Below are 21,756 nucleotides of genomic sequence, written 5' to 3'. Positions count from 1 at the left end.
TAGGTCAGTGCTACTTGGCAGTGCCGACCTGGACGGCCTTGCTGCCCGGCTTCCAGCCCTCGGGGGTCTGTTCCTTCAGCGTGGGACGGTCCGGGTACCACTGGGCCGTGAGCTTCGACCACGTGCCGTCCGCCACCACGGCGTCGAGCGCGGAGTTGAGCGCGTCGACGAGCGGCTGGTTGTCCTTCGCCACGGCGTAGGCCGTGAAGTTCTGCGTGTTGACCTTCTTCTGGGCGATGGTGGTTCCGTCGCCGGCCTTGACCTGGCCTTCGGCCTGCTGCGACGGGGCGACCCACGCGTCGACCTGGCCGCTCTTCACGCTCGCGTAGACCGTGTTGTAGTCCGGGAAGCGGACCGGGTCCAGCTTGAGCGTGTTCGTCACGAAGTCATCCTGGACGGTGCCCTGGACCACGCCGATGCGGACGCCGGCCTTGAGGTCGTCGAACGTCTTCACCTTCGCGCCGTCCTTGACCACGATCGCCATGTAGCCGAAGTCGTAGCCATTGGTGAAGGCCACGGTCTCGCGGCGGGCATCCGTCGTGGAGATGGAGGACGAGCCCATGTCGAACTGCTTGGTGCTGACCTGGGCGAGGAGGCTCTGGAACTTGGTCGAGACGAACTCGACCTTGAGCCCGAGCTTGGCGGCCATGGCCTTCAGGAGCTCGTTGTCGTAGCCCGTGAAGTTGCCGTCCTTGTCGATGAAGATGTTCGGCGGGGCGTCCGAGAGCGTGCCGACCTTGATGGTGCCCGGCGTGATGAGGCCCAGCTTGGACGTGTCGATCTTGTCCACGGGCGTCACCGTTGCGGTCGTGTACTTGTCGAGGGCCTGCTGGTCGCTGCCCTTGAGCGCATCGGTCGGAGAGCCCGACGGGGTGGCCGACCCACCGCCGCAGGCCGCGAGGGTCAGCGCGAGGATGGCCGCGGCGGGCACGGCAAGCCACTTGGGGGACTTGAGCTTCATGGAGCCTTCGCTTTCTGGTGAGAACAACGCAGCAGGACGCGCGTGGTCGACGTGCGGTCGGCACGTCGAGGGCGTCTGGGCTGCATTCCATTATGAGCCACCGGCGCTTTTGGTCCCGTCGCAGAACGCATTCCGCAACATTGCGTCATTCTCCGAAGGATCTTCGGCGTAGAGGATAGGGTGTCTCTGCGCGCGGTGCCCGCGCGGAGTGCGGCTGAATCCGTACGCACGCTGTTGTCCGCGCGGGTTTCCGGGATCGCGCTGTGAGTTCCGTCTCATCACGTTGCGCACGACGCCGCGGCCGCCGCCCTTCCAGGGCCTGCGGCCCGCCGCCTCAGAACCCGGCCTGGCCCGCGTCGTGCGGCGCAAGGACAGGCCAGTCTCCCTCGACCACGGCCGCGGGCTTCGTGCGGCGCAGGTAGGCCTGGAAGTCGGCGGCCTGGGCAGCGGACCAGTCGATCTGGCTCCGGTGCAGGTGAGCGGCCGGCTTGTGGAGCTCGGGGAAGCGGGTGGCCATCGCGTCGAGGAGCTGCGCAGCCGCGAGCGCGTCCGCGGCGGAGCTGTGCGCGTCCGTGAGGATCACGCCGTACTGCTCGCACAGGGCGCCGAGAGTGCGCTTGCCCTTGCGGTACCTCTCGACCTGCTTGTTGATGACATACGGGTCAAGGACGGGGAAGCGGGTGAGCTGTGGGAGGCCGTGACGTGCGCACTCGGCCGCCATGACCGTGAAGTCGTACGCGGCGTTGTAGGCCACGACGGGGACGCCGCGGTCGAACAGCGACTGGAGCGTCTCGGCCACCTCCGCCACGACCTCGCGGGCCGGGCGCCCCTCGGCCCGCGCCTTCTCGGTGCTGATCCCGTGCACCTCTGCGGCCTCCGCCGGGATCTCGACCCCGGGATCGGCGAGCCATTCATGCTCGGACTCGACCGAGCCGTCCGCCTCCAGCACGACGATGCTCGCGGTGACGATGCGGGCGGACCGAGAGTTGCGCCCGGTCGTCTCAAGGTCGAAGGCGGCCCTGCGCTCGATGGTCCAGGGGCTCGTGGTCCGCTGGTTCACGTGGGGTCGGCTCGTGGTGAGGGGGCTCTCGCTCGATGTCATGCTGCAACGCTAAGCGGGCCCTCCGACGTTTCTCGCGTGGGCGCGCCCGGCGGCACCGGATCCGCCGGGCGTGCGGCGGGGGAGCGCCGTCGTGCGTCCCGCTCCCACTAGGGTGGAGGGATGCGGGAGGAGTTCGTCGAGGCGGTGCTGGCCGTGGTCGAACTCGTTCCAGAGGGCAGCGTCGTCGCCTACGGAGACGTGGCCGAGCTCCTCGGCGCCGGGGGCCCCCGCCAGGTCGGTACCGTCATGTCCCGGTACGGCGGTCAGGTGGCCTGGTGGCGGGTCCTCAAGTCGAGCGGTGCCGCCCCCGAGTCCCACGAGGAACGGGCGCTGCGCCACTACCTCGCGGAGGGAACGCCCCTGCGGGGCGATCCTGGCCGCGCATCGTGGCGGGTGGACATCGGCCAGGCCCGCTGGGCACCGTCGGACGAGGAGCTCGACCTCGTCGAGGAGATCGCCGAGGCCCTCCACGAGCGGCTCCATGGCCCCAAGTCCCGTCTTCGAAAACTGTCGGACCCCGACGGTGGAATGGACCCATGACCCTGCAAGGCACCCACGCTTCCCAGCTGACGCTCCTCCCACCGGCACCACCGGCCGCCCGGGACTGGACGCCGTCGCCGGACCAGCAGGAGGTGCTCGCACTCCGGTCCGGCAGCGGGCCGGTGCTCGTGTGGGGCGGCCCCGGCACCGGCAAGAGCAGCGTCCTCGTCGAGTCCGCAGCCGCGCGGGTGCTCCGCGACGGCGTCGATCCCGCCGGGGTCCTGCTCCTGGCACCCGCCCGCGCGGCGTCCGCCCGGCTGCGCGACGCCTTCACTGCGCGGCTGGACCGGAGCCTCAGCGCACCTCCCGCGCGGACGTGGCAGTCCTACGCGTTCGACCTCATCCGCCGGGCCCGGACCGAGGGCCGCCTCGACTGGCTGCCGCGGCCACCGCGGCTGCTCTCCGGTGCCGAACAGGACCTCATCGTCAAGCAGCTCCTCGAGGGCCACCTCGCCTCGCAGCGTGGGCCCTCGTGGCCGAAGGGGTTCGAGGCCGCCCTTGCCACGCGCGGATTCCGGCACGAGGTCCGCGAGCTGTTCGACCGGATCACCGAGTACGGCACCACCGCGGACGAACTCGCCGAGCTCGGGGCCAGAGCTGGCCGGCCCGAGTGGATCGCCGCGGCCCAGCTGTACACGGAGTACCGGGACGTCCTCGAGCTGCGCATGCCAGAGGCATTCGACCCTGCGGGCATCATTACGGCTGCCCGCATGATCCTGGCCGAGGATCCGGAGCTCCTCGCCCAGGAGCGGGCGCGGCTCGGGCTCGTGTGCGTGGACGACGTCCAGGAGTCGAGTCCCTCGATCCTCGAGCTGCTCGCAGTCCTGGGCGAGGGCAGGGACGTCATCGCCACGGCCGCGCCGGACGTCGTGGTGCAGGGCTTCCGCGGCGCGCGGCCCGAGCTTGTGCCGAGCCTCCGGGCGCTCCTGGGCCCGCTCACCGAGCTGTCCCTGACCACGTCCCACCGACTCCCCGCGGAGCTCGCGGAGGCGTGGGAGGGCGTCGCACAGCGTATCTCCGCGGTTCCGGGCGGGCAGGCCGCGCGCAGGCTCGCCGCGCCGCGCCGTGCTGGCACGCGAGCAGGGGCGGGCGGTGCCGGGCCCGCGCACGACGGCGGCGCTCCCGCTGCCGAGGCGCATGTCCTCCACTCGCCGCTGCACGAGCTGCGCTACCTCTCACACAGGATCCAGGAGGCCCGCCTGCTCGGCGGTGTCGAGTACGGGGAGATGGCCGTCATCGTACGGTCCGGCGCCAAGCTCGCGCAGATCCAGCGCTTCCTCGCCGGGCAGGGCATCCCGGTCTCCGTCCCGGTCGCGGAGACGGCAGTGCGGGACGAGGAGGCGGTCCGGCCCCTCCTGACGGCCTTCCGCGTGGCGCTGGATCCCGGCCAGCTGACGGCCGAGACCGTTGTCGAGCTGCTCACCTCCCGCATCGGCGGCGCGTCCGCCCTCGAGCTCCGCCGCCTCCGCCAGTCCCTCCGCCAGCTCGAGCTGTCCGCCGGCGGCGGACGGGGAAGCGACGCGCTCCTCGTCGAGGCCGTCGGGGTGCCGGGCACGCTCGACTCGCTCGGCATTGGGGCGAGCGCGGCCCGCAGGATCGCACGCATGATCGCCGGAGGCCGGTCTGCGTCAGCCGAACCTGGGGCCACCGCGGAGACCGTGCTGTGGGCCCTGTGGGATGCAGCCGGGCTCTCCAAACGCTGGTACGACCTCGCGCTGGCCGGGGGCGTGCTCGGGCTGCGCGCGGACCGCGACCTCGACGCGCTCATGGCGCTCTTCCACACGGCGGAGCGCTACGTCGACAGGCTCCCCGGCGCCTCGCCCGCGCAGTTCCTCGACTACCTCACCGAGCAGGAGCTGCCCATGGACACGCTCGCGCCCCGGGCACAGAGCGCCGACGCGGTCGAGCTCCTCACCCCGGCGAGTGCGGCCGGGCGCGAATGGCGGCTCGTGTTCGTCGCTGGACTCCAGGACGGCACGTGGCCCAACACGAGGCTGCGCGGCGAGCTCCTCGGCAGCACGCTCTTCACCGACTGCCTCGACCTCGGCGTCGTGTCCGCCCTCCTGGTGACCCCCCGCTCGAGGCTGAAGGACATCCGCTACGACGAGCTGCGCTCGTTCTCCGCGGCCATCTCGCGCGCGTCCGAGCGTCTCGTCTGCACCGGTGCATCGACGGAGGATGAGGTGCCTTCGCCGTTCCTGGACTACATCTCGCCCCTGCCCGAGGGCGTGGCCGTCAGACCCTTCACCGAGGTGCCCCGCACGCTCGGCCTGCGGCCGCTCGTGGCCGAGTTGCGGCAGTCGGTCGAGGCCGACGATGCCGACGCTCCCTTCGCCGCCGGCCTCCTGGCCGAACTCGCCGCCGCGGGCGTACCCGGAGCGCACCCAGGGGAGTGGTACGGTCTCGCCCCTCTGAGCAGCACTGCGCCGGTCGTCCCACCGGACGGCACCGTGCACGTCTCCCCGTCGAAGGTGGAGACCGCCTCGAAGAACCCGCTCGACTGGTTCGTCTCCGCCGCCGGGGGAGAGGCCGCGACCGACTTCGCCCGCACGCTGGGGACGCTCGTCCACTCCATCGCGCAGGACCTCCCAGACGGGACATTCGCCGACTACACCGCGGAGCTCCAGCGCCGCTGGCCGGCTTTGGGCCTCGGCGACTCGTGGGAGGGCGAGATCGACCTCGCGAAGGCAACGGACATGGTCCGCAAGCTCGCCGAGTACGTCCGCACGAATGAACGGCAGCTTGCAGGTGTCGAGGTGGACTTCGAGGCGCCTCTCGACGGCGTCAGCACGGCCGAGATCGCCGCGCGCACGGTTCTTCGCGGCCAGGTCGATCGGCTCGAGCGCGACGAGGCGGGCAGGCTCGTCGTCGTGGACCTCAAGACCGGAAGCCGCAGGCCCACCGCCGCGGAACTCGAGCAGCACGCACAGCTTGCCGCCTACCAGGTGGCCGTCGCTGCCGGCGCGTTCAGCGAGGAACCGGGCGCCCCTGCGCACGCTCCCGAGTCAGGGGGAGCTGAACTCGTCCAGCTGGGCAGCGGGTCGACGAAGCTCGTCGTCCAGCGGCAGGCGGCCCTGACCGACGCGGCGTGGGCGATCCAGCTCGTCGAGAGGGCCGCCGAGATCATGGCAGGGGCAACCTTCGAGGCTCGGCATGAGCCGGGGGCCGGCTTCACGGGCGGGTGCCGGCTTCCCGATGTCTGTCCACTGTGCGCGCGAGGAAGGCAGGTGACCGAATGAGCACGGGTGTTTCCGGCCCAGAAGGAGACCTGGAGCAGGGCACGGACGGCGGCGTCGAGCGCGGGCACGCGGACACCGTCGGTGCCTCGCTGCGCGACCTGCCCGAGCCGAGGTTCAGCCCCGAGGAACTCGCAGACCTTCTCGGCCAGCACCGCCCCACGCCCCAGCAGTCCGAGATCATCTCGTCCCCGCTAGAACCCCGGCTCGTGGTGGCCGGCGCGGGGTCCGGGAAGACGGCCACCATGGCCGACCGCGTCGTGTGGCTCGTGGCCAATGGCTGGGTGCGGCCGGACGAGATCCTCGGCGTGACCTTCACCCGGAAGGCGGCCGGGGAGCTCTCCGCGCGCATCCGGACCCAGCTCGCGCGCCTGGCCCGGTTCGCGCGGCGCGGCGTCGACGGCATCGCCCCGTCCGCGGCCGACCCGGAGGCGCTGGACCCGGCCGTGTCGACGTACCACTCGTTCGCGAACACGGTGGTCCAGGACCACGGGCTGCGGCTCGGAGTCGAGCGCGATGCCGTGCTCCTCGGCCCCGCGCAGTCCTTCCAGCTCGCCGCGCGGGTAGTCGAGGCGTACGACGGCGGGACGTGGGACCGCTTCCCCGCCAAGAGCACCCTCATCGCCGCCGTTACCCAGATGGCCGGCGAGTGCGCCGAGCACTTGCGTGAACCTGCGGCGGTCGCCGAGTGGCTCGAGGCGGAGGCAGCCCGGCTCGCGGCCCTCCCGCCGGGCGGACGCTCCAAGGCGCCCACCAAGGCTGCGGGAGACATGCTGCGGACCCTGCAGAACCGTGCACTCGTGGGCCGCCTCGCGGCCCGGTACGCCGAGGCCAAGCGCGAGCGCGGCGTCCTTGACTACGGAGACCTCGTCTCGCTGGCCGCCCGGGTTGCCACCACGGTCCCGGAGGCGGGAGCGCTGCTGCGCAGCCAGTACCGGGCGGTCATCCTCGACGAGTTCCAGGACACGTCCCATGCCCAGCTCGTGCTGTTCTCCGCGCTGTTCGGCGGCGGGCATCCCGTCACGGCAGTCGGCGATCCGAACCAGTCCATCTACGGTTTCCGGGGCGCGTCAGCGGGACAGCTGCAGAGCTTTCCGGGCAGGTTCCCCCGCCGGACGCACGACGGCGCGCTCCTCCCCGCGTCGACGTCCCACCTCACGACGGCCTGGCGGAACACGATGACGGTGCTCGCGACCGCGAACATCGTCGCCTCCCCGCTCGCGCACCCGCCCACGTACCTCGCGGCAGCCGGGGGCGCGGACGTCCGCCGGCTCGAGCCCCGCCCCGGCGCGGGAGCCGGGCGGGTGCGCGTCGGGCGGTTCGTCGACGAGCGCCAGGAGGCCGCAGCCCTCGCCGACGAGCTGGAGGGCTTCGTGCGCGGGTGGCCGCCCGCCGCCGAGTCCGGTCCTACACTGGCCGTCCTGTGCCGCAAGCGGTCCCAGTTCGCGCCGATCCGCGCGGAGTTCGATCGCCGGGGCCTGCCGTACGAGGTCGTCGGCCTCGGAGGCCTCCTCGACACGCCCGAGATCGTCGACGTCGTGGCCACGCTGCGGGTCATCGCCGACCCGGGCCGCTCCGACGCGCTCATGCGCCTCCTGGCCGGAGCACGATGGCGGATCGGCACCGCGGACCTCATGGCGCTCGCGGACTGGTCACGCCACCTCGCCGCCTTCAGGGCCTCGGCCGCCCGTCCGGACGAGCAGGACCTCGACGCCCCGCGCGCCCAAGACGACGTCCTCGTCGAGGGCGACCTCGCCGAGGCAGCGAGCCTCGTCGAGGCACTGGACAGGCTCCCGAAGGAGGGGTGGACGTCCGGGGCCGGGCGGACGCTCACCCCAGAGGGCCGCTCGCGGCTGGTCCGGCTCCGTGACGAGCTGCGCCTCCTGCGCACCGTGGCCGGCGACGACCTCGGCACGGTCATCTCCCACGTCGAGCACACCCTCCTGCTGGACATCGAGCTGGCTGCGCGGCCTGCCACGTCGGTCCACGAGGCGCGCCGCAACATCGATGCGTTCGCCGAGGCGGCGGCGTCGTTCCTCGCCCAGTCGAACGAGCCGGGGCTGCTCGCGTTCCTCGCGTGGCTCGACGCCGCCGCGAACGAGGAATCGGGGCTCGACATGGCGCCGAGGGAGCCCACGCCCGGCGCGATCCAGCTGCTCACGGTCCACGCCTCCAAGGGGCTCGAGTGGGACGCGGTCGCCGTGGCCGGACTCAACCGGGGGATGTTCCCCTCGGGCGGCAACGACCGGTGGACGAGCGGCCCCTCGGCTCTCCCGTGGCCGCTGCGGGGCGACCGCGCCGACCTCCCCGCGTGGGATGCAGACCAGCCCGACCAGAAGGGCTGGATGGATGCGGAGAAGCTGTTCGCCGAGGATGCCACCGAGCATGCGGAGCGCGAGGACCGCCGGCTGGCGTACGTGGCCTTCACCCGCGCACGGTCGCTGCTGGTGGCAACAGGGTTCGCGTGGACGAGCACCCGGTCACGGCCGATGGAGTCCTCTCCGTTCCTCGACGAGCTCCACGCCGCCGCGGGCGAGGAGGGCTTCGAGGTCATCGCGTGGACCGAAGGCGCCGACGTCCCCGAGGAGAACCCCCTGAGGGCGGAGGCCGAGCGCTCGATCTGGCCGTACGATCCGCTCGAGGGGCCGCTGGACGCCTCGACGGGCCGGCGTCGCAGCCTCACACCTGGACGGCGTGCTGCCGTCGAGGCGGCGGCGGTGCGAGTCCTCGCCGAGCTCCACGGGCTCGGCGCCGCGCCCGTGCCGGCCGTGGGACGTACGGCCGCGTGGTCACGCGAGGCCGAGCTCCTCCTCGCGGAACAGGCGCGGACCCGCTCCACTGCGGGCGTGAGGCTACCCGAACACGTCTCCGCCTCGACCCTCGTCGCCCTGGGTGAGGACCGCAACGCGGTGGTCCGCCAGCTCCGCCGGCCAGTCCCGCGCCGTCCCGGTATGGCCGCCCGGCGCGGCACCGCCTTCCACGCCTGGGTCGAGGAACACTACGGCTCGAGCGCGATGCTGGACCTCGAGGGCTTCGACAGCTCCGACGAGTACGTCGACGAGGCGTACGAGCTCGGCGACCTCGTGAAGGCCTTCAAACGCACCGAATGGGCCGACCGCCGGCCGGCCCACGTCGAGGTGCCCATCGAGACCCGGGTCGGGCCCGTCGTCGTGCGCGGGCGCATCGACGCCGTCTTCCGCGACGCGGACGGCGGCTGGGAGCTCGTGGACTGGAAGACGGGCCGGGCACCGAGGGGCTCCGGTGCCCGGGCGAGATCGGTGCAGCTCGCCGTGTACCGGCTGGCCTGGTCGCGACTCACGGGCGCGCCGCTCGAGTCGATCCGCGCTGCCTTCTGCTACCTCGCGGACGGGACAGTGGTGCGCCCCGACGGCCTCGCGGGAGAGGACGAGCTCGAGGCGCTCGTCGCGGACGCGCTGAGCCCCGGCGATGTGTGACGAGCACGCGTCCGCCGTGGCGGCCGCCGCGCCGGCTTACGCCTGTCGCTGGCCGTCGGTGATCACCGGAACGGCATCTGTTTCGGGCTCCGGCTCCCGTTCCTCGGCGTTGCGCTCCGGCTCCCCGCGGGTCGGTGAGGCTCCGACCCCGGCAACGCTTGACGGGAGCCTCTCGGCCGCGGGCCGTTCGGCGGAGGCGGGCTCGGACGAGGCTGCCTCGGCGCTCAGCGCGGCTGCGGCGGCCTCGCGGGCCTCGGCGGCCTCACTCGCCTCGATGTCCGCCGCGAGCTCGGCGAGCATCTGCGCGGCGTCATGCGCGGCCGCACCATCGCCGAGTGTCGTCGCCTTCACGAGGTACTGGGCAAGGGCAAACTCCGCCGCGAGCGAGGCCCGGCGGGCCAGCTGCGGGTCGACCGGTTCCTTGCGGGCCTCGTGGTACGAGGCGAGGACGGCTTCGATGAACCGCGGCTCATTGGAGGCGACGAGCCACGCGATGTCATCGGCCGGGTCGCCGATGCGCAGATCGGTCCAGCCCGTGACCGCCGCGACGCGGTCCTCGTCGACGAGGAGGTTGTCCTCGTGGAGGTCTCCGTGGACCACCGTCGGGTTGAACCTCCAGAGCGTCACATCCTCCATGGCCTGCTCCCACCGCCGCAGCAGCACCGGCGGGATCTTGCCGGTGGTGGCCGCCTGGTCGAGCTCGTTGAGGCGGCGCTGGCGGAACCCGTTGGCCGTGTAGGAGGGCAGGTCGGCGCCGTCCACGAGCGCCTGCGGCAGTCCGTGGATCGCGGCGAGGGTGCGTCCGATGTCCGCGGCAAGGCGGTCGCTGCCGTGGGTGAGCTCCTCGAGGCCGCGGACCGAGCCGGTCAGGTTCGTGTAGACGCACGTGGTCAGGTCGCCCATTCGCACGGTCCCGGCCACCGCCGGCATCTGGAAGGGCAGCTCGGCCCTCACGGACGGCTCGAAGGAGCGAAGCACCGTCATCTCGGTCTCGAGCCGGGCGCTCGCCTCGGTGCCCCGCGGGCACCTGATGCGCCAGCGGCGTCCGTCCGCCGTCTCGAGCAGCGCGGCGTCGAAGTCGGTGGCGTCGTCCGCGGAGGGGGCGACGGCGGTCGGCTTCAGTCCGGGGACGGCGGCGGTGGCGATGGCGGCCAGCTCGAACGGGGTGTGTCTCACCCTCTCCACGCTAGCGCCAGGCCCACCGCGGTCTACGCCTCCCACGCCGAGGACTCCGCAGTGGCCCGCGCCACGCGCCCTCGTGTTCGGGGGCTTGCTGTCCACATACGGGGTGCCTCCGGTTGTGCGACTGTCGGAGGGCCTCAGTACGGTAGAGGTATGACTTCCGGCCCGCTTCCGCGCGTCCACCCTCCCGTCTCCTCGTTCGCCGCGTTCGACGGCGCGGGCCCCGCGGCGGGACGGCTGGCCGACCGAATCCTCCCGGTCAGCGCCGAGGTCCTGGACCGCAGGTCCGCGGACCGCGCCGACGCTGACTTCCTCCGCGCCGTGGTGGGCCAGCCCGGAACACTGGCGGTCCTCTACTCGCAGCACCGTGCCCTCCACACGGGTGGGCACCTCGCGTTCCTCCCGGCCCACCTCCTTCCCGCTGCGTGGCTCGAGGGCCTCCTCGTGTACCTCGGCAGGCTGCCGCAGGAACGCACGACGGCGCACGCGAACCCGGGTGCCGACGTCGTCCTCGTGGTGCTGCCCGAGCCGGTCGAGCCGGTCTCGGCCGTCATGTCCGAGCCGGCGGCTGAGGGCGCGGGGCTCCTGCCGGAGGACACGAACTGGGCCGGTTTCCGCGAGTCGGGTCCCGGACTGGACGGGGTCGAGGCGGGCATCCTGCTCGAGGCGACGGCGATCGCCAACTGGCATGCCGCCCATCCGCGCTGCCCGAGGTGCGGTGCCGCCACCGAGGTCGTCCAGAGCGGCTGGGTCCGGGTGTGCCCCGAGGACGGCTCGGAGCACTTCCCCCGCACGGATCCCGCGATCATCGTGACTGTCGTCGGCCCGGACGACAGGCTGCTCCTGGCCACCGGCGCGCGCATGCGTTCGACGATGTTCTCGACGCTCGCCGGCTTCGTGGAGCCGGGGGAGTCGCTCGAACAGGCCGTGTCCCGCGAGATCCTCGAGGAGGTGGGCGTCCGGGTCGCCGAATGCCAGTACCTCGGATCGCAGCCGTGGCCGTTCCCGGCGTCGCTCATGCTCGGCTTCACGGCCCGCACCGAGGACACGGTCGCCCAGCCGGACGGCGCCGAGGTGCTGCGCGCGCGCTGGTTCACCCGGGACGAGCTCGCCGAGGCCGCCGCATCGGGGGAGATCGCGCTCCCGAGCAGCCTCTCGATCTCCCGTGCCCTCATCGAGCACTGGTACGGCGGCCGCATCGCCGACTCCTCCGCGGTGGCCGCCAGATGAGCGAGCCGACCACCCTGGACACCCATGACGGCGGGACACTCGAGGAGCGGCTGCTCGGCGGTCTCGACGACGAGCAGCGCGAGGTCGCGACCACCCTCCACGGGCCCGTGTGCGTCCTGGCAGGTGCCGGGACGGGCAAGACGCGCGCCATCACGCACCGCATCGCCTATGGTGTGCACTCCGGTGTCTACTCCCCGCAGCGGCTGCTGGCCGTGACGTTCACCGCGCGCGCGGCCGCCGAGATGCGCAGTCGCCTGAGGGACCTCGGCGTCGGCGGCGTGCAGGCCCGCACCTTCCACGCCGCGGCCCTGAGGCAGCTGCAGTACTTCTGGCCCCAGGCCGTGGGCGGCGCGCTTCCCGGGCTCCTCGAGCACAAGGCCCAGGCCATCGCCGAGGGCGCCAGGCGCCTGCGCCTCACGGTGGACCGCGCGGCCATCCGCGACCTCGCCTCGGAGATCGAGTGGGCCAAGGTCTCGATGCTCACCCCATCCACGTACCTCGAGGGCGCCACCGGCAGGGGAGAGCCCGGCGGCCTGCAGCCGACCACGGTGGCGCGCCTTTTCGAGGCCTACGAGGATATCAAGGTGGACCGCAACCTCATCGACTTCGAGGACGTGCTGCTCATCACCGTGGGGATCCTCCAGGAGGACCCGAAGGTCGCGGCCACCGTGCGCGACCAGTACCGCTATTTCGTGGTGGACGAGTACCAGGACGTGTCGCCGCTCCAGCAGAGGCTCCTCGAACTCTGGCTCGGAGGCAGGGAGGAGCTCTGCGTGGTCGGCGACGCGAGCCAGACCATCTACTCCTTCACCGGTGCCACGAGCGCCCACCTGCTCGAGTTCGGCAAGCACCATCCGGACGCCGCGATGATCCGCCTCGTCCGCGACTACCGTTCGAGCCCGCAGGTGGTCCGCCTCGCGAACCAGCTGCTCGCCTCCCGCCGGCCGGCCGGCCCCGCCGCCGACGCCCGGTGGGCCCAGCCGCTGACCCTCATGGCGCAGCGGCCCGACGGCCCGGAGCCGGAGTTCGCCGAATGCTCGGACGACGAGGCGGAGGCGGCCGCCGTCGCGCGCCGGATCTCAGCCCTTGTCGCCGCCGGCACCCAGCCGAAGGACATCGCCGTCCTCTTCCGTACGAACGGCCAGTCCCAGGCGTTCGAGCAGGCCCTCGCGGCCGCCGGGATCGGATACCAGCTGCGGGGCGGCGAGCGGTTCTTCAACCGGCGCGAGGTGCGCGACGGCATGCTGCAGCTGCGCGGCGCCGCGCGTGCGGTGGCGGACGACGGCGTGCCCCTGGCGCAGCGGGTGCGCGACGTCCTGTCCTCGCTGGGCTACTCCGAGACGGCCCCAACCGGCGGCGGAGCGACCAGGGAACGGTGGGAGTCGCTCGCGGCGCTCGTGGCGCTCGCCGATGAGCTGGCCGCGGCCCGCGGTGAGGGCTTCGGCCTCACCGAGTTCGTCGCGGAGCTCCAGGAGCGGGCGACGGCCCAGCACGCCCCCGCCGTGCAGGGCGTCACCCTGGCCTCCCTGCACGCAGCCAAGGGGCTTGAGTGGGACGCGGTGTTCCTCGTGGGGCTGAGCGAGGGCCTCGTCCCGATCTCCTTTGCCGACACCCCGGTGACGATCGACGAGGAGCGGCGCCTCCTGTACGTGGGCATCACGCGTGCACGCGAGTTCCTGCACCTCTCGTGGTCGCTCTCCCGGACCCCGGGCGGGCGCGCGCACCGCCGTCCGTCGCGGTTCCTGGACGGGCTCCGACCCGCAGGGTCGTCCGCGGTGCACTCCGGGGGTACGCCCCGGAAGCGCCGCGAGCTCAAGGGCCCCACCACGTGCCGCGTGTGCGGGGCCATCCTCTCGACGGGGGCCGAGCGGAAGGTCGGCCGCTGCGCGAACTGCCCGCCGAGCTACGAGGAGGCCACGTTCGAGGCCCTCCGGGCGTGGCGGCTCGAACGGGCAAAGGAATCGGATGTGCCCGCGTTCGTCGTCTTCACCGACGCGACCCTGACCGCGATCGCCGAGGCGAAGCCCTCGAGCCTGGCCGAGCTGGCGCAGGTTGCGGGCGTCGGGAGCGCCAAGCTCGAACGCTACGGCCAGGCCGTCCTGGAGCTGCTCCGTGACGCGTGAGGACGAGGCCGCGCCGCGGCAGGGGGCCATGCCACTGCCCGGAGGGCGGCCCCAGGTGGAGGTGCGCCGATCCGCGCGGCGACGGAAGACCGTCTCGGCCTTCTGGGAGGGCGATACGGCGGTGGTCGCGATCCCTGCGGGCTTCACCCGCGCCCAGGAGGTGCACTGGGTCGAGCGCATGGTGGCCCGCCTCGAGCAGGACACGGCCCGTCGCGCAGGGCCTGCCACCGACGAGGCCCTCATGTCGAGGGCGCTCGACCTCTCCCGCCGGTATCTGGGCGGCAAGGCCGTCCCGTCCTCAATCCGCTGGGTGACGAACCAGCGGCGGCGCTGGGGCTCGTGCACGCCGAGCGAGCGGACCATCCGGCTGTCCCACGAGCTCCACGGCATGCCGGATTGGGTGGTCGACTACGTGATCGTGCATGAGCTGGCCCACTTGCTCGTGTCCGGGCATGGGCCCGCGTTCTGGCGGATCGCCGAGGCCTACCCGCGCTTGGAGGAGGCCAAGGCCTTCCTGGCTGGAGTCGCGTTCGCCGGATCGCGGCGCACCCCGGTAGAGCCCGGATCGCCCGGTTCTGACTGGGGGCTTATCGAGGACGAGGAAGACGCCTAGAATCTCGCCATGACCGAGCTTCCCGCCAGCTACGTCAAGTACCTCCAGGGCCGCGACGAGCTCTTCGTGGACACGATCCGACCTATCCTGCTGCAGTCTGCCGCCGAGCAGACGCATGGGGTCCGGGTCGTCATCGATCCGCACGTGCTCCAGGCCCACCTCGACGCCCAGATCCCCTACGGGGAGATCGTCGAGGACGTGGACTGACCTTAGCGTCTGAGTCGGCCGGCTCGGGTGGGGCCGGCCGAGTCCTCAGGCGCGCGGCGTGCCCGGGGGCGTGCCGCCGTCGTCCGTGCCGCCATCCTGGTCGGTGTCCTGCGCATCCGACCCCGCATCATCGGACTCCGCGTCCCGCGCTGAGCTGTGCCCCTGCGTGTCCTCCCGCTGTGTGTCCTCCTGCTGAGCAGGGGTGTCGAACCCGCCCGCAAGGAGCTTCTCGAGCGCCTGGTCCACCTCGGAATCCTGCGCCTCGGCCATGGACCGCCGGGCGGAGAACCCCTTCGGGTCATCGAGGTCATCAGCGGTCGGGAGCAGATCCGGGTGCTTCCAGATCGCGTCGCGGCCGGCGATCCCGCGCTCCTGGGCGAGCGACGCCCACAGGGTCGCGGCATCCCGCAGCCGGCGGGGGCGGAGCTCGAGCCCCACGAGCGAGGCGAACGCGTGCTCGGCGGGGCCGCCAGTCGCCCGGCGCCGTCGGACAGCCTCGCGCAGGGCGGCCGCGGAGGGCAGCACGCCGTCCGTCGCGGCGGCGGTGAGCTCGTCCACCCAGCCCTCGACGAGCGCGAGGGCAGTCTCGAGCTTGACCAGCGCGGCGTCCTGCTGCGGTGTGCGCTGCGGCATGAACACCCCGCCCTGGAGGGCCTCCTGGATCGACTCGGGATTGCTCGGGTCGATCCCGTGGGCCAGCTCCTCGATCTTGGACACGTCGATGTGGATGCCGCGGGCGTAGTCCTCGATCGCGCCGAGGAGGTGGGCCCGCAGCCACGGCACGTGCATGAACAGGCGCGCATGGGCTGCCTCCCGTACCGCGAGGTACAGGCGGACGTCCCCTTCGGGCAGTCCGAGCCCTTCGCCGAACGAGGCGACGTTGGCGGGCAGCAGCGCCATCTCGAGGTCGACGAGGGGCACACCGATGTCCGACGAGCTCACCACCTCTCCAGAGAGCGCGCCGATCGCGGCGCCGAGCTGCATCCCGAAGATCGCCCCGCCCATGTTGGTCAGCATCGAGGAGGCACCGCCGAGCATGCCCTTCATCTCCTCAGGCATCTGCTCGTTCATCGCGGCGGAGAGCGCCGTAGCGATGCTGTTCGCAACGGGCTCCGTGAGGCGCCGCCACGTGCCCATCGTTGCCTCGATCCATTCGGCGCGGGACCAGCCGCGGCCAATGATCCCCGTGCTCGGCAGCTCCGTGGCCTTGTCCAGCCACAGCTCCGCCAGCCTCAGGGCCTCGTCCACCTCGCGATTCTGCGTGGCCGAGACAGAGGGATCCTTCGAGGCGGCGGCCGTGCGGCGTGCGTGCTCGTGCGCGAGCTGCCAGTTCACGGGGCCGTCTCCGCCCGTGGACGTCATCATGGCCTGAACCTGCTCGAACATCTGACGCAGGAGATTCGGGTCGCTCGGCAGACCCGCGGCCTTTGCGATCTCGGTCGGGTCGAAGCCCTCCGCGCCAGCGCCGCCCATGAGCCGTCCGAAGAGCTCGGACAGCGGGTCCTGGGGCTCGTCGTCGTGGCCCGAGGGCTTATCTGGTGTGGTCATCATGCCGCCGATCACTGCTGCTTCCAAGGACATCCTCACGGTACCGCGGCGCGGTGGGCGTGTCTGCTGGTCGAACGCCGCTTTCGCTGTCGGCACAGCCGTCATGGAGCACGCGTCCAGCCGTGCGCCGTAGGCTGGGCAGAGCCCTTTCGCAGGAGACGGCGATCCGGCAGGACATCAGACGGGAGTGGTGCGTGAGCGTGGACGCTGAGGCGCCTGTGCACAAGGCACGGAAGACGGGACGCGGGTTCGCCGCGGTGATCTCCGGGCTCGCGGCCCTCGTGCTCGGCGCGACCGTGGTCGCGGTGCCGGTGCCCTACGTCGTCGAGTCGCCCGGGCCCGCCTACAACACTCTGGGCCAGACCGCCGGCAAGGACGTCATCAGCATCAGTGGGCACGACTCGTACCCGGCCTCGGGGGCGCTCGACCTGACCACCGTCTACGTCGACGGCGGCCCCAACAGCGATGTCGGACTCCTCGATCTGGCTCGCTCGTGGTTCGACAGCTCGCGGGGGATCCTCCCGTTGCGGGCGGTGTACCCGCCCGGCACGACCCGCCAGCAGGTCACCGATGAGAACGCGGCCCTCATGCAGGACTCCGAGCAGACGTCTGTCGCGGCCGCTCTCGGCAACCTCGGGATCACGTACGAGCAGCAGCTGAATGTCGCCTCGATCGCGGACGGATCCCCGTCCGCCGGCAAGCTCCGCGTCGGCGACCGGCTTGTGAGCGTCGCCGGCGCCAAGGTCACCTCGCTCCCGGTCGTCCAGCAGACCCTCGCGGCGGGCAAGGGCGCCCCCGTGGACGTCGTGGTCCTCCGCGGCGGCTCCCAGACCACCGAGACGGTGACGCCGACGCAGAGCCAAGGCCGGTGGGTCCTCGGGATCGGAATCGACTACACGTTCACCTTTCCCTTCTCGGTGCACGTCGAGCTGGACAGGGTGGGCGGCCCCAGCGCGGGCATGATGTTCGCCCTCGGAATCGTGGACAAGCTCACGCCAGGGGACCTCACCGGAGGCAAGCACGTCGCGGGGACCGGCACCATCAGCCCCGATGGCGCGGTCGGGCCCATTGGCGGGATCGACCAGAAGCTGTACGGCGCCCGCGCCGCCGGTGCGACCCTCTTCCTCGCCCCCGCGTCCAACTGCGACGAGGTCCTGGGGCACGTCCCGGACGGCCTCGCGGTGGTCAAGGTGGCGACGCTGGCGGAGGCGCGCTCCGCCGTCGAGGGCTACGCGCAGGGCAAGGACCCGGCGACGATGCCGCAGTGCTCGAAGTGAGCCGTGCCTGCGGGGCGCCGGTGGGTTGAGCCGGCCTCGCGGGGCCGTCTCCGAATTGTTACCTCAAAGCCATCCGGGCGCGGGAACTGTCGCGGCACCCCGGGCGTGCTTGACTTAGACCAGCGCTCGCGCGGGACCATCTCCGTGCGCCGCCGAGCCGTCCAGCCAGAGCAACGAGGTACGCCGTGACATCCCGCCCCGAAGGCAGACCGACCGCACTCCGCCGCCGCCGTGGCGCGCTGATCCCGACGCTCGTCATCGTCGCGGTGCTCGCGGTCGGGTTCGTGCTCTTCTCCCAGCTGTACACGGACATCCTGTGGTACCAGCAGCTTGGCTTTGTCGAGGTGTTCCTGCGGCAGAACCTCGTGCGGACACTCGTGTTCCTCGCCGCCGCCGCCGTGATGGGCGGGGCGATCTACGGGGTGATGCGCATCGCCTACCGCGTGCGGCCCGTGTATGCGCCAGACCCTTCGAGCCACGACACGATGAGCCGGTACCAGGAGCAGCTCGAGCCGATGAGGCGCATCGTCATGGCAGGCGTGCCGATCGTCTTCGGCCTGTTCGCCGGTGCGGCGGCCGCGAGCCAGTGGCAGAAGGTGGCGCTCTTCTTCAACCAGGAATCCTTCGGGATCGAAGACCCCCTCTTCCACCTCGACATCAGCTTCTACACGATGACCCTGCCGTTCCTCGGCACCGTCGTCGGGTTCCTCCTCGGCGTCGTGGTCATCGCCGGGATCGCGGGCCTGCTGACCCACTACCTCTATGGCTCGATCCGCATCAGCGAGAGCGGCATCTACATGGCCCGCGCCGCCCAGCTGCACCTCGCGATCTCTGGCGCCGTGCTCCTGCTGCTCATCGCCGTGAACTTCTGGCTCGACCGGTACAGCGCCGTCTACAACTCGTCCGGCCGTGTCTCGGGCGCTCTGTTCACGGACGTCAACGCGGTCATTCCGACCAAGGCCATCTTGGCCATCGCCGCAGGCATCGTCGCGGTGCTGTTCATCGTGGCGGCCGTCATCGGCCGGTGGCGACTGCCACTCATCGGCACCGCGATGCTCGTCATCACGGGGATCCTGGCCGGCGGTGTCTACCCGTGGGTGATCCAGCAGGTGCAGGTGAGGCCCTCCGAGCAGAACGCCGAAACGCCGTACATCGAGCGGAACATCCAATCGACCCGCGCCGCCTACGGGCTCGACAAGGTCGAGGTGCAGGACTACAAGGCGACGACGACGGCAACGCCGGGCGCGCTGCGACAGGACGCGCAGACCACCGCGAGCATCCGGCTCCTGGATCCGACGCTCGTCTCGCCGACGTTCCAGCAGCTCGAGCAGTACCGGCCGTACTACCAGTTCGCGCCGTCCCTCAACGTTGACCGGTACACGATCGACGGCAAGTCGCAGGACACCGTCATTGCCGTCCGCGAGCTCAACTCCCAGGGTCTGTCCCCAAGCCAGCAGTCCTGGTACAACAACCACATCGTCTACACCCACGGCTACGGTGTCGTTGCGGCGTACGGCAACACGGCCACCACCGACGGCAAGCCGGTCTTCATGGAGTCCGGCATCCCGTCCACCGGAGTCCTCGGAACCGATTCGACGTTCCAGCCCCGGATCTACTTCGGCGAGTACTCCCCGGACTACTCGATCGTGGGCGCGCCCTCGGGCAGCCAGCCGCGCGAACAGGACAAGCCGCAGGGCGGCGCGGGCGACACCCAGTACACGTTCGACGGCAATGGCGGTCCCAACGTGGGCAGCTTCTTCAACAAGCTCATGTACGCCATGAAGTTCCAGAGCACCGACCTGCTGTTCTCCGACGGCGTGAACGCGCAGTCGCAGATCCTGTACGACCGCAACCCGCGGGACCGCGTGCAGAAGGTCGCGCCCTATCTGACGATCGACGGGAACGCCTATCCCGCGGTCATCGACGGCCGGGTCAAGTGGATCGTGGACGGCTACACGACGAGCCAGTACTACCCGTACTCGCAGCAGCAGCAGCTGCAGCAGATCACCGCGGACTCGCAGACGGCCGCAGGCCGGGCGACCCAGCTGCCGCAGGCAACGGTCAATTACATCCGCAACTCGGTCAAGGCCACCGTGGACGCGTACGACGGCTCCGTCACGCTGTACGCGTGGGACGATCAGGACCCGCTGCTCAGGGCCTGGGAGAAGGTCTTCCCCGCCACCGTCAAGCCCATCTCTGACATGTCCGCCGGACTCATCAGCCACGTCCGCTACCCCGAGGACCTGTTCAAGGTCCAGCGCGAGCTCCTGACCAGGTACCACGTGACTGACCCGGGCGACTTCTACAAGAACAATGACGTGTGGAGCGTGCCGAATGATCCGACCGTGAAGTCGGGCGCAGTCAAGCAGCCTCCGTACTACTTGACGCTCCAGATGCCGGACCAGAAGGCGCCGGCCTTCCAGCTGACCACGAGCTTCATCCCGCAGACGGTCGAGGGCGGTTCCTCGCGGGACGTCATGTACGGATTCCTCGCAGCGGACTCCGACGCCGGGACCAAGGCGGGCGTCAAGGGCACCGAGTACGGCAAGCTCAGGCTCCTCAGGCTACCCACCGACACACTCGTCCCGGGGCCAGGACAGGTCCAGAACACCTTCAACTCCGACACGAACGTCTCGCAGTCGTTGAACCTCCTGAGACAGGGCGCGTCCGAGGTGCTCAACGGAAAACCTGCTCACCCTGCCGGTGGGCGGAGGCCTGCTGTACGTGCAGCCCGTCTACGTGAAGTCGACCGGTGCGACGTCGTACCCCACCCTCCAGCGCGTCCTTGTGGCGTTCGGCGACAAGATCGGATTCGCCCCGACCTTGGACCAGGCGCTCGACGACCTCTTCGGGGGCAATTCCGGGGCGAAGGCCGGTGATTCGGGCAACAATGGCCAGACCCCGACGACGACGCCAACTCCTTCGCCTACGGGGGGCGCCGCACCTACTGCGCAGGCAGACCTGCAATCCGCCTTGAAGGACGCGAGCCAGGCGATCAAGGACGGCCAGGCGGCCCTCGCGGCCGGGAACTTCGCAGCGTACGGTGAGGCGCAGCAGCGGCTCAGCGCGGCCGTCCAGCGGGCCATGGACGCTGAGGCGAAGATTGCGTCCGGTGCGGGCGCATCGGGGTCCGGTGCGGCTGGGTCCTCGACGGCCAGCCCGTCGCCGACGGCCAGCGCGTCGCCCACGCCCAGCCAGTAGCGCCGGAGTGAGCCGTGGGGCCCCACCACATTCACCTCGATTTGGCCGAGCGTTCACGCCTTGCTATCGTGGGAGCTACGCCGCGGGGTGGAGCAGTTCGGTAGCTCGCTGGGCTCATAACCCAGAGGTCGTAGGTTCAAATCCTGCCCCCGCAACCACGGCCTAACAGGCACGAGAAGAGGCCCGGACCACATGGTCCGGGCCTCTTCTCGTGCCTGCGGCTGGGACGCCCTGCGATCAGAGCTTGTCGAAGTCTCCCTCGTCGACGGTCGCCGCGGAACCGGCAGACGACGCCGTGCCGGCACCCGAGTCGAGCGCAGCCGGGGAGCGGCCCTGCTTGAGGGCGGCCAGCCGGGCCTCGATCTCGGTCTGCTCGCCGAGGTCCTCGAGCTGGTTGAACTGAGCGTCGAGGCTCGACGCAGCGAGCTCCTGCTGGCCGCGGACCTTCGCCTCCTCCCGTCGGACCTTCTCCTCGAAGCGGGAGACCTCGCTCGTCGGGTCCATGATGTCGATGCTCTTGAGCGCATCGTTGACCTGGGTCTGCGCGGCCGCCGTCTTGGAGCGGGCCACGAGCTCGTTGCGCTTCGCGGTGAGCTCGTTGAGCTTGCCCTTCATCTGGTCAAGGCCCGTCTTGAGTCGGTCCACAACATCGCTCTGGGTCGCGATGGTCGGCTCCGCTGCCTTCGCCTCGTTCTCGGAGGACATCTGGCGCTGGATCGCGACCTTGGCGAGGTTGTCGAACTTCTCGGCGTCGGCGGTGTCCCCGTTCGCTCGGAACTCGTCTGCCTTCTTGGAGGCGGCAAGGGCCTTGTTGCCCCAGTCCTGGGCGGCCTTGACGTCCTCGGCGTGGTCGTCCTGGAGCATGCGGAGGTTGCCGATGGTCTGTGCGATCGCGGACTCGGCCTCGGCGATGTTGTTGGTGTAGTCCCGGACCATCTGGTCCAGCATCTTCTGCGGGTCCTCCGCCTGGTCCAGCAGGGCGTTGATGTTCGCCTTGGCCAGCTGTGCGATGCGCCCGAAGATGGACTGCTTTGCCATGGTGCTCCCTTTCATTCGTGTGGAAAGTCGCGGTGGAAAGCGT

13 protein-coding genes, 1 tRNA gene and 1 pseudogene are annotated in these 21,756 nt (G+C 71.1%); 10 read left to right on the top strand and 5 right to left on the bottom strand.

The genetic code is table 11. The features are described from left to right. Positions 1-10: 10 nt before the first annotated feature. Both SCMU_RS21180 and SCMU_RS13315 read right to left on the bottom strand, forming a co-directional pair. Positions 11-961: an ABC transporter substrate-binding protein gene (locus SCMU_RS21180; protein ID WP_229229612.1), complete on the bottom strand. Its 951-nt coding sequence runs from the start codon at positions 959-961 to the stop codon at positions 11-13. Between the two features lie 334 nt (positions 962-1,295). Further along, positions 1,296-2,063: a 3'-5' exonuclease gene (locus SCMU_RS13315; protein ID WP_229229611.1), complete on the bottom strand. Its 768-nt coding sequence runs from the start codon at positions 2,061-2,063 to the stop codon at positions 1,296-1,298. Positions 2,064-2,183: 120 nt separating this feature from the next. Between SCMU_RS13315 and SCMU_RS13310 the strand changes: the two genes are divergently transcribed. Genes SCMU_RS13310 through SCMU_RS13300 form a run of 3 tightly spaced genes read left to right on the top strand, consistent with a single transcriptional unit; the run spans position 2,184 to position 9,294 of the window. Further along, a complete protein-coding gene (locus SCMU_RS13310; protein WP_229229610.1) occupies positions 2,184-2,603 on the top strand; it encodes an MGMT family protein in 420 nt (139 codons plus the stop codon). Next, entirely contained in the window at positions 2,600-5,842 is a 3,243-nt protein-coding gene (locus tag SCMU_RS13305; RefSeq protein ID WP_229229609.1) for an ATP-dependent helicase, read from the top strand. The genes SCMU_RS13310 and SCMU_RS13305 overlap by 4 nt, the downstream gene beginning before the upstream one ends. Next, complete coding sequence (locus tag SCMU_RS13300; protein ID WP_229229608.1) at positions 5,839-9,294, top strand: ATP-dependent helicase; 3,456 nt, start codon at positions 5,839-5,841, stop codon at positions 9,292-9,294. The genes SCMU_RS13305 and SCMU_RS13300 overlap by 4 nt, the downstream gene beginning before the upstream one ends. A 36-nt stretch (positions 9,295-9,330) precedes the next feature. On the opposite strand, the gene SCMU_RS13295 is transcribed toward SCMU_RS13300, so the two are convergent. Continuing rightward, positions 9,331-10,470 (bottom strand): phosphotransferase, encoded by a 1,140-nt coding sequence (locus tag SCMU_RS13295; RefSeq protein ID WP_229229607.1) that lies wholly within the window; start codon positions 10,468-10,470, stop codon positions 9,331-9,333. A 159-nt stretch (positions 10,471-10,629) separates the two neighbouring features. Here SCMU_RS13295 and nudC point away from each other — a divergent pair, with 159 nt between their 5' ends. Genes nudC through SCMU_RS13275 form a run of 4 tightly spaced genes read left to right on the top strand, consistent with a single transcriptional unit; the run spans position 10,630 to position 14,649 of the window. After that, positions 10,630-11,706, top strand: coding sequence for an NAD(+) diphosphatase (gene nudC / locus SCMU_RS13290; RefSeq protein ID WP_229229606.1), 1,077 nt, complete (start codon positions 10,630-10,632; stop codon positions 11,704-11,706). Beyond that, complete coding sequence (locus SCMU_RS13285) at positions 11,703-13,829, top strand: ATP-dependent DNA helicase UvrD2 (RefSeq protein ID WP_229229605.1); 2,127 nt, start codon at positions 11,703-11,705, stop codon at positions 13,827-13,829. Before nudC ends, SCMU_RS13285 begins: the two co-directional genes overlap by 4 nt. 28 nt (positions 13,830-13,857) lie before the next feature. Then, entirely contained in the window at positions 13,858-14,442 is a 585-nt protein-coding gene (locus SCMU_RS13280; RefSeq protein ID WP_443020320.1) for a M48 metallopeptidase family protein, read from the top strand. Between the two features lie 9 nt (positions 14,443-14,451). Further along, the gene (locus SCMU_RS13275) at positions 14,452-14,649 is read left to right on the top strand and encodes a hypothetical protein (protein WP_229229603.1); all 198 of its coding nucleotides are present in this window, start codon (positions 14,452-14,454) and stop codon (positions 14,647-14,649) included. A 45-nt stretch (positions 14,650-14,694) separates the two neighbouring features. On the opposite strand, the gene SCMU_RS13270 is transcribed toward SCMU_RS13275, so the two are convergent. Beyond that, complete coding sequence (locus SCMU_RS13270) at positions 14,695-16,200, bottom strand: zinc-dependent metalloprotease (RefSeq protein ID WP_443020319.1); 1,506 nt, start codon at positions 16,198-16,200, stop codon at positions 14,695-14,697. 191 nt (positions 16,201-16,391) lie between these two features. On the opposite strand from SCMU_RS13270, the gene SCMU_RS13265 reads away from it, so the two are divergent. From SCMU_RS13265 to SCMU_RS13250, 3 genes and pseudogenes are all read left to right on the top strand, one after another. Continuing rightward, positions 16,392-17,474 carry a YlbL family protein gene (locus SCMU_RS13265; protein WP_229229601.1) on the top strand — a complete coding sequence of 361 codons (1,083 nt, stop codon included), beginning with the start codon at positions 16,392-16,394 and terminating at the stop codon, positions 17,472-17,474. A gap of 185 nt (positions 17,475-17,659) precedes the next feature. Beyond that, positions 17,660-20,675 (top strand): annotated as a pseudogene (locus tag SCMU_RS13260) (UPF0182 family membrane protein). 81 nt (positions 20,676-20,756) lie between these two features. After that, positions 20,757-20,833 (top strand) — tRNA-Met (locus SCMU_RS13250). A gap of 79 nt (positions 20,834-20,912) precedes the next feature. Here SCMU_RS13250 and SCMU_RS13245 read toward each other — a convergent pair. After that, positions 20,913-21,713, bottom strand: coding sequence for a PspA/IM30 family protein (locus SCMU_RS13245; RefSeq protein ID WP_229229598.1), 801 nt, complete (start codon positions 21,711-21,713; stop codon positions 20,913-20,915). Positions 21,714-21,756 lie beyond the last annotated feature (43 nt).

This window comes from Sinomonas cyclohexanicum (genome assembly GCF_020886775.1).
GTDB lineage: Bacteria > Actinomycetota > Actinomycetes > Actinomycetales > Micrococcaceae > Sinomonas > Sinomonas cyclohexanicum.
The sequence above is the reverse complement of the archived record's forward strand: the minus strand, read 5'-3'. Positions and strand labels throughout refer to the sequence as shown.

What these genes read in the sequence shown, in the direction of transcription:
- SCMU_RS21180 (WP_229229612.1), bottom strand. Translation starts at nt 961, where the DNA reads ATGAAGCTCAAGTCCCCCAAGTGGCTTGCCGTGCCCGCCGCGGCCATC.
- SCMU_RS13315 (WP_229229611.1), bottom strand. Translation starts at nt 2,063, where the DNA reads ATGACATCGAGCGAGAGCCCCCTCACCACGAGCCGACCCCACGTGAAC.
- SCMU_RS13310 (WP_229229610.1), top strand. Translation starts at nt 2,184, where the DNA reads ATGCGGGAGGAGTTCGTCGAGGCGGTGCTGGCCGTGGTCGAACTCGTT.
- SCMU_RS13305 (WP_229229609.1), top strand. Translation starts at nt 2,600, where the DNA reads ATGACCCTGCAAGGCACCCACGCTTCCCAGCTGACGCTCCTCCCACCG.
- SCMU_RS13300 (WP_229229608.1), top strand. Translation starts at nt 5,839, where the DNA reads ATGAGCACGGGTGTTTCCGGCCCAGAAGGAGACCTGGAGCAGGGCACG.
- nudC (WP_229229606.1), top strand. Translation starts at nt 10,630, where the DNA reads ATGACTTCCGGCCCGCTTCCGCGCGTCCACCCTCCCGTCTCCTCGTTC.
- SCMU_RS13285 (WP_229229605.1), top strand. Translation starts at nt 11,703, where the DNA reads ATGAGCGAGCCGACCACCCTGGACACCCATGACGGCGGGACACTCGAG.
- SCMU_RS13280 (WP_443020320.1), top strand. Translation starts at nt 13,858, where the DNA reads ATGCCACTGCCCGGAGGGCGGCCCCAGGTGGAGGTGCGCCGATCCGCG.
- SCMU_RS13275 (WP_229229603.1), top strand. Translation starts at nt 14,452, where the DNA reads ATGACCGAGCTTCCCGCCAGCTACGTCAAGTACCTCCAGGGCCGCGAC.
- SCMU_RS13270 (WP_443020319.1), bottom strand. Translation starts at nt 16,200, where the DNA reads ATGATGACCACACCAGATAAGCCCTCGGGCCACGACGACGAGCCCCAG.
- SCMU_RS13245 (WP_229229598.1), bottom strand. Translation starts at nt 21,713, where the DNA reads ATGGCAAAGCAGTCCATCTTCGGGCGCATCGCACAGCTGGCCAAGGCG.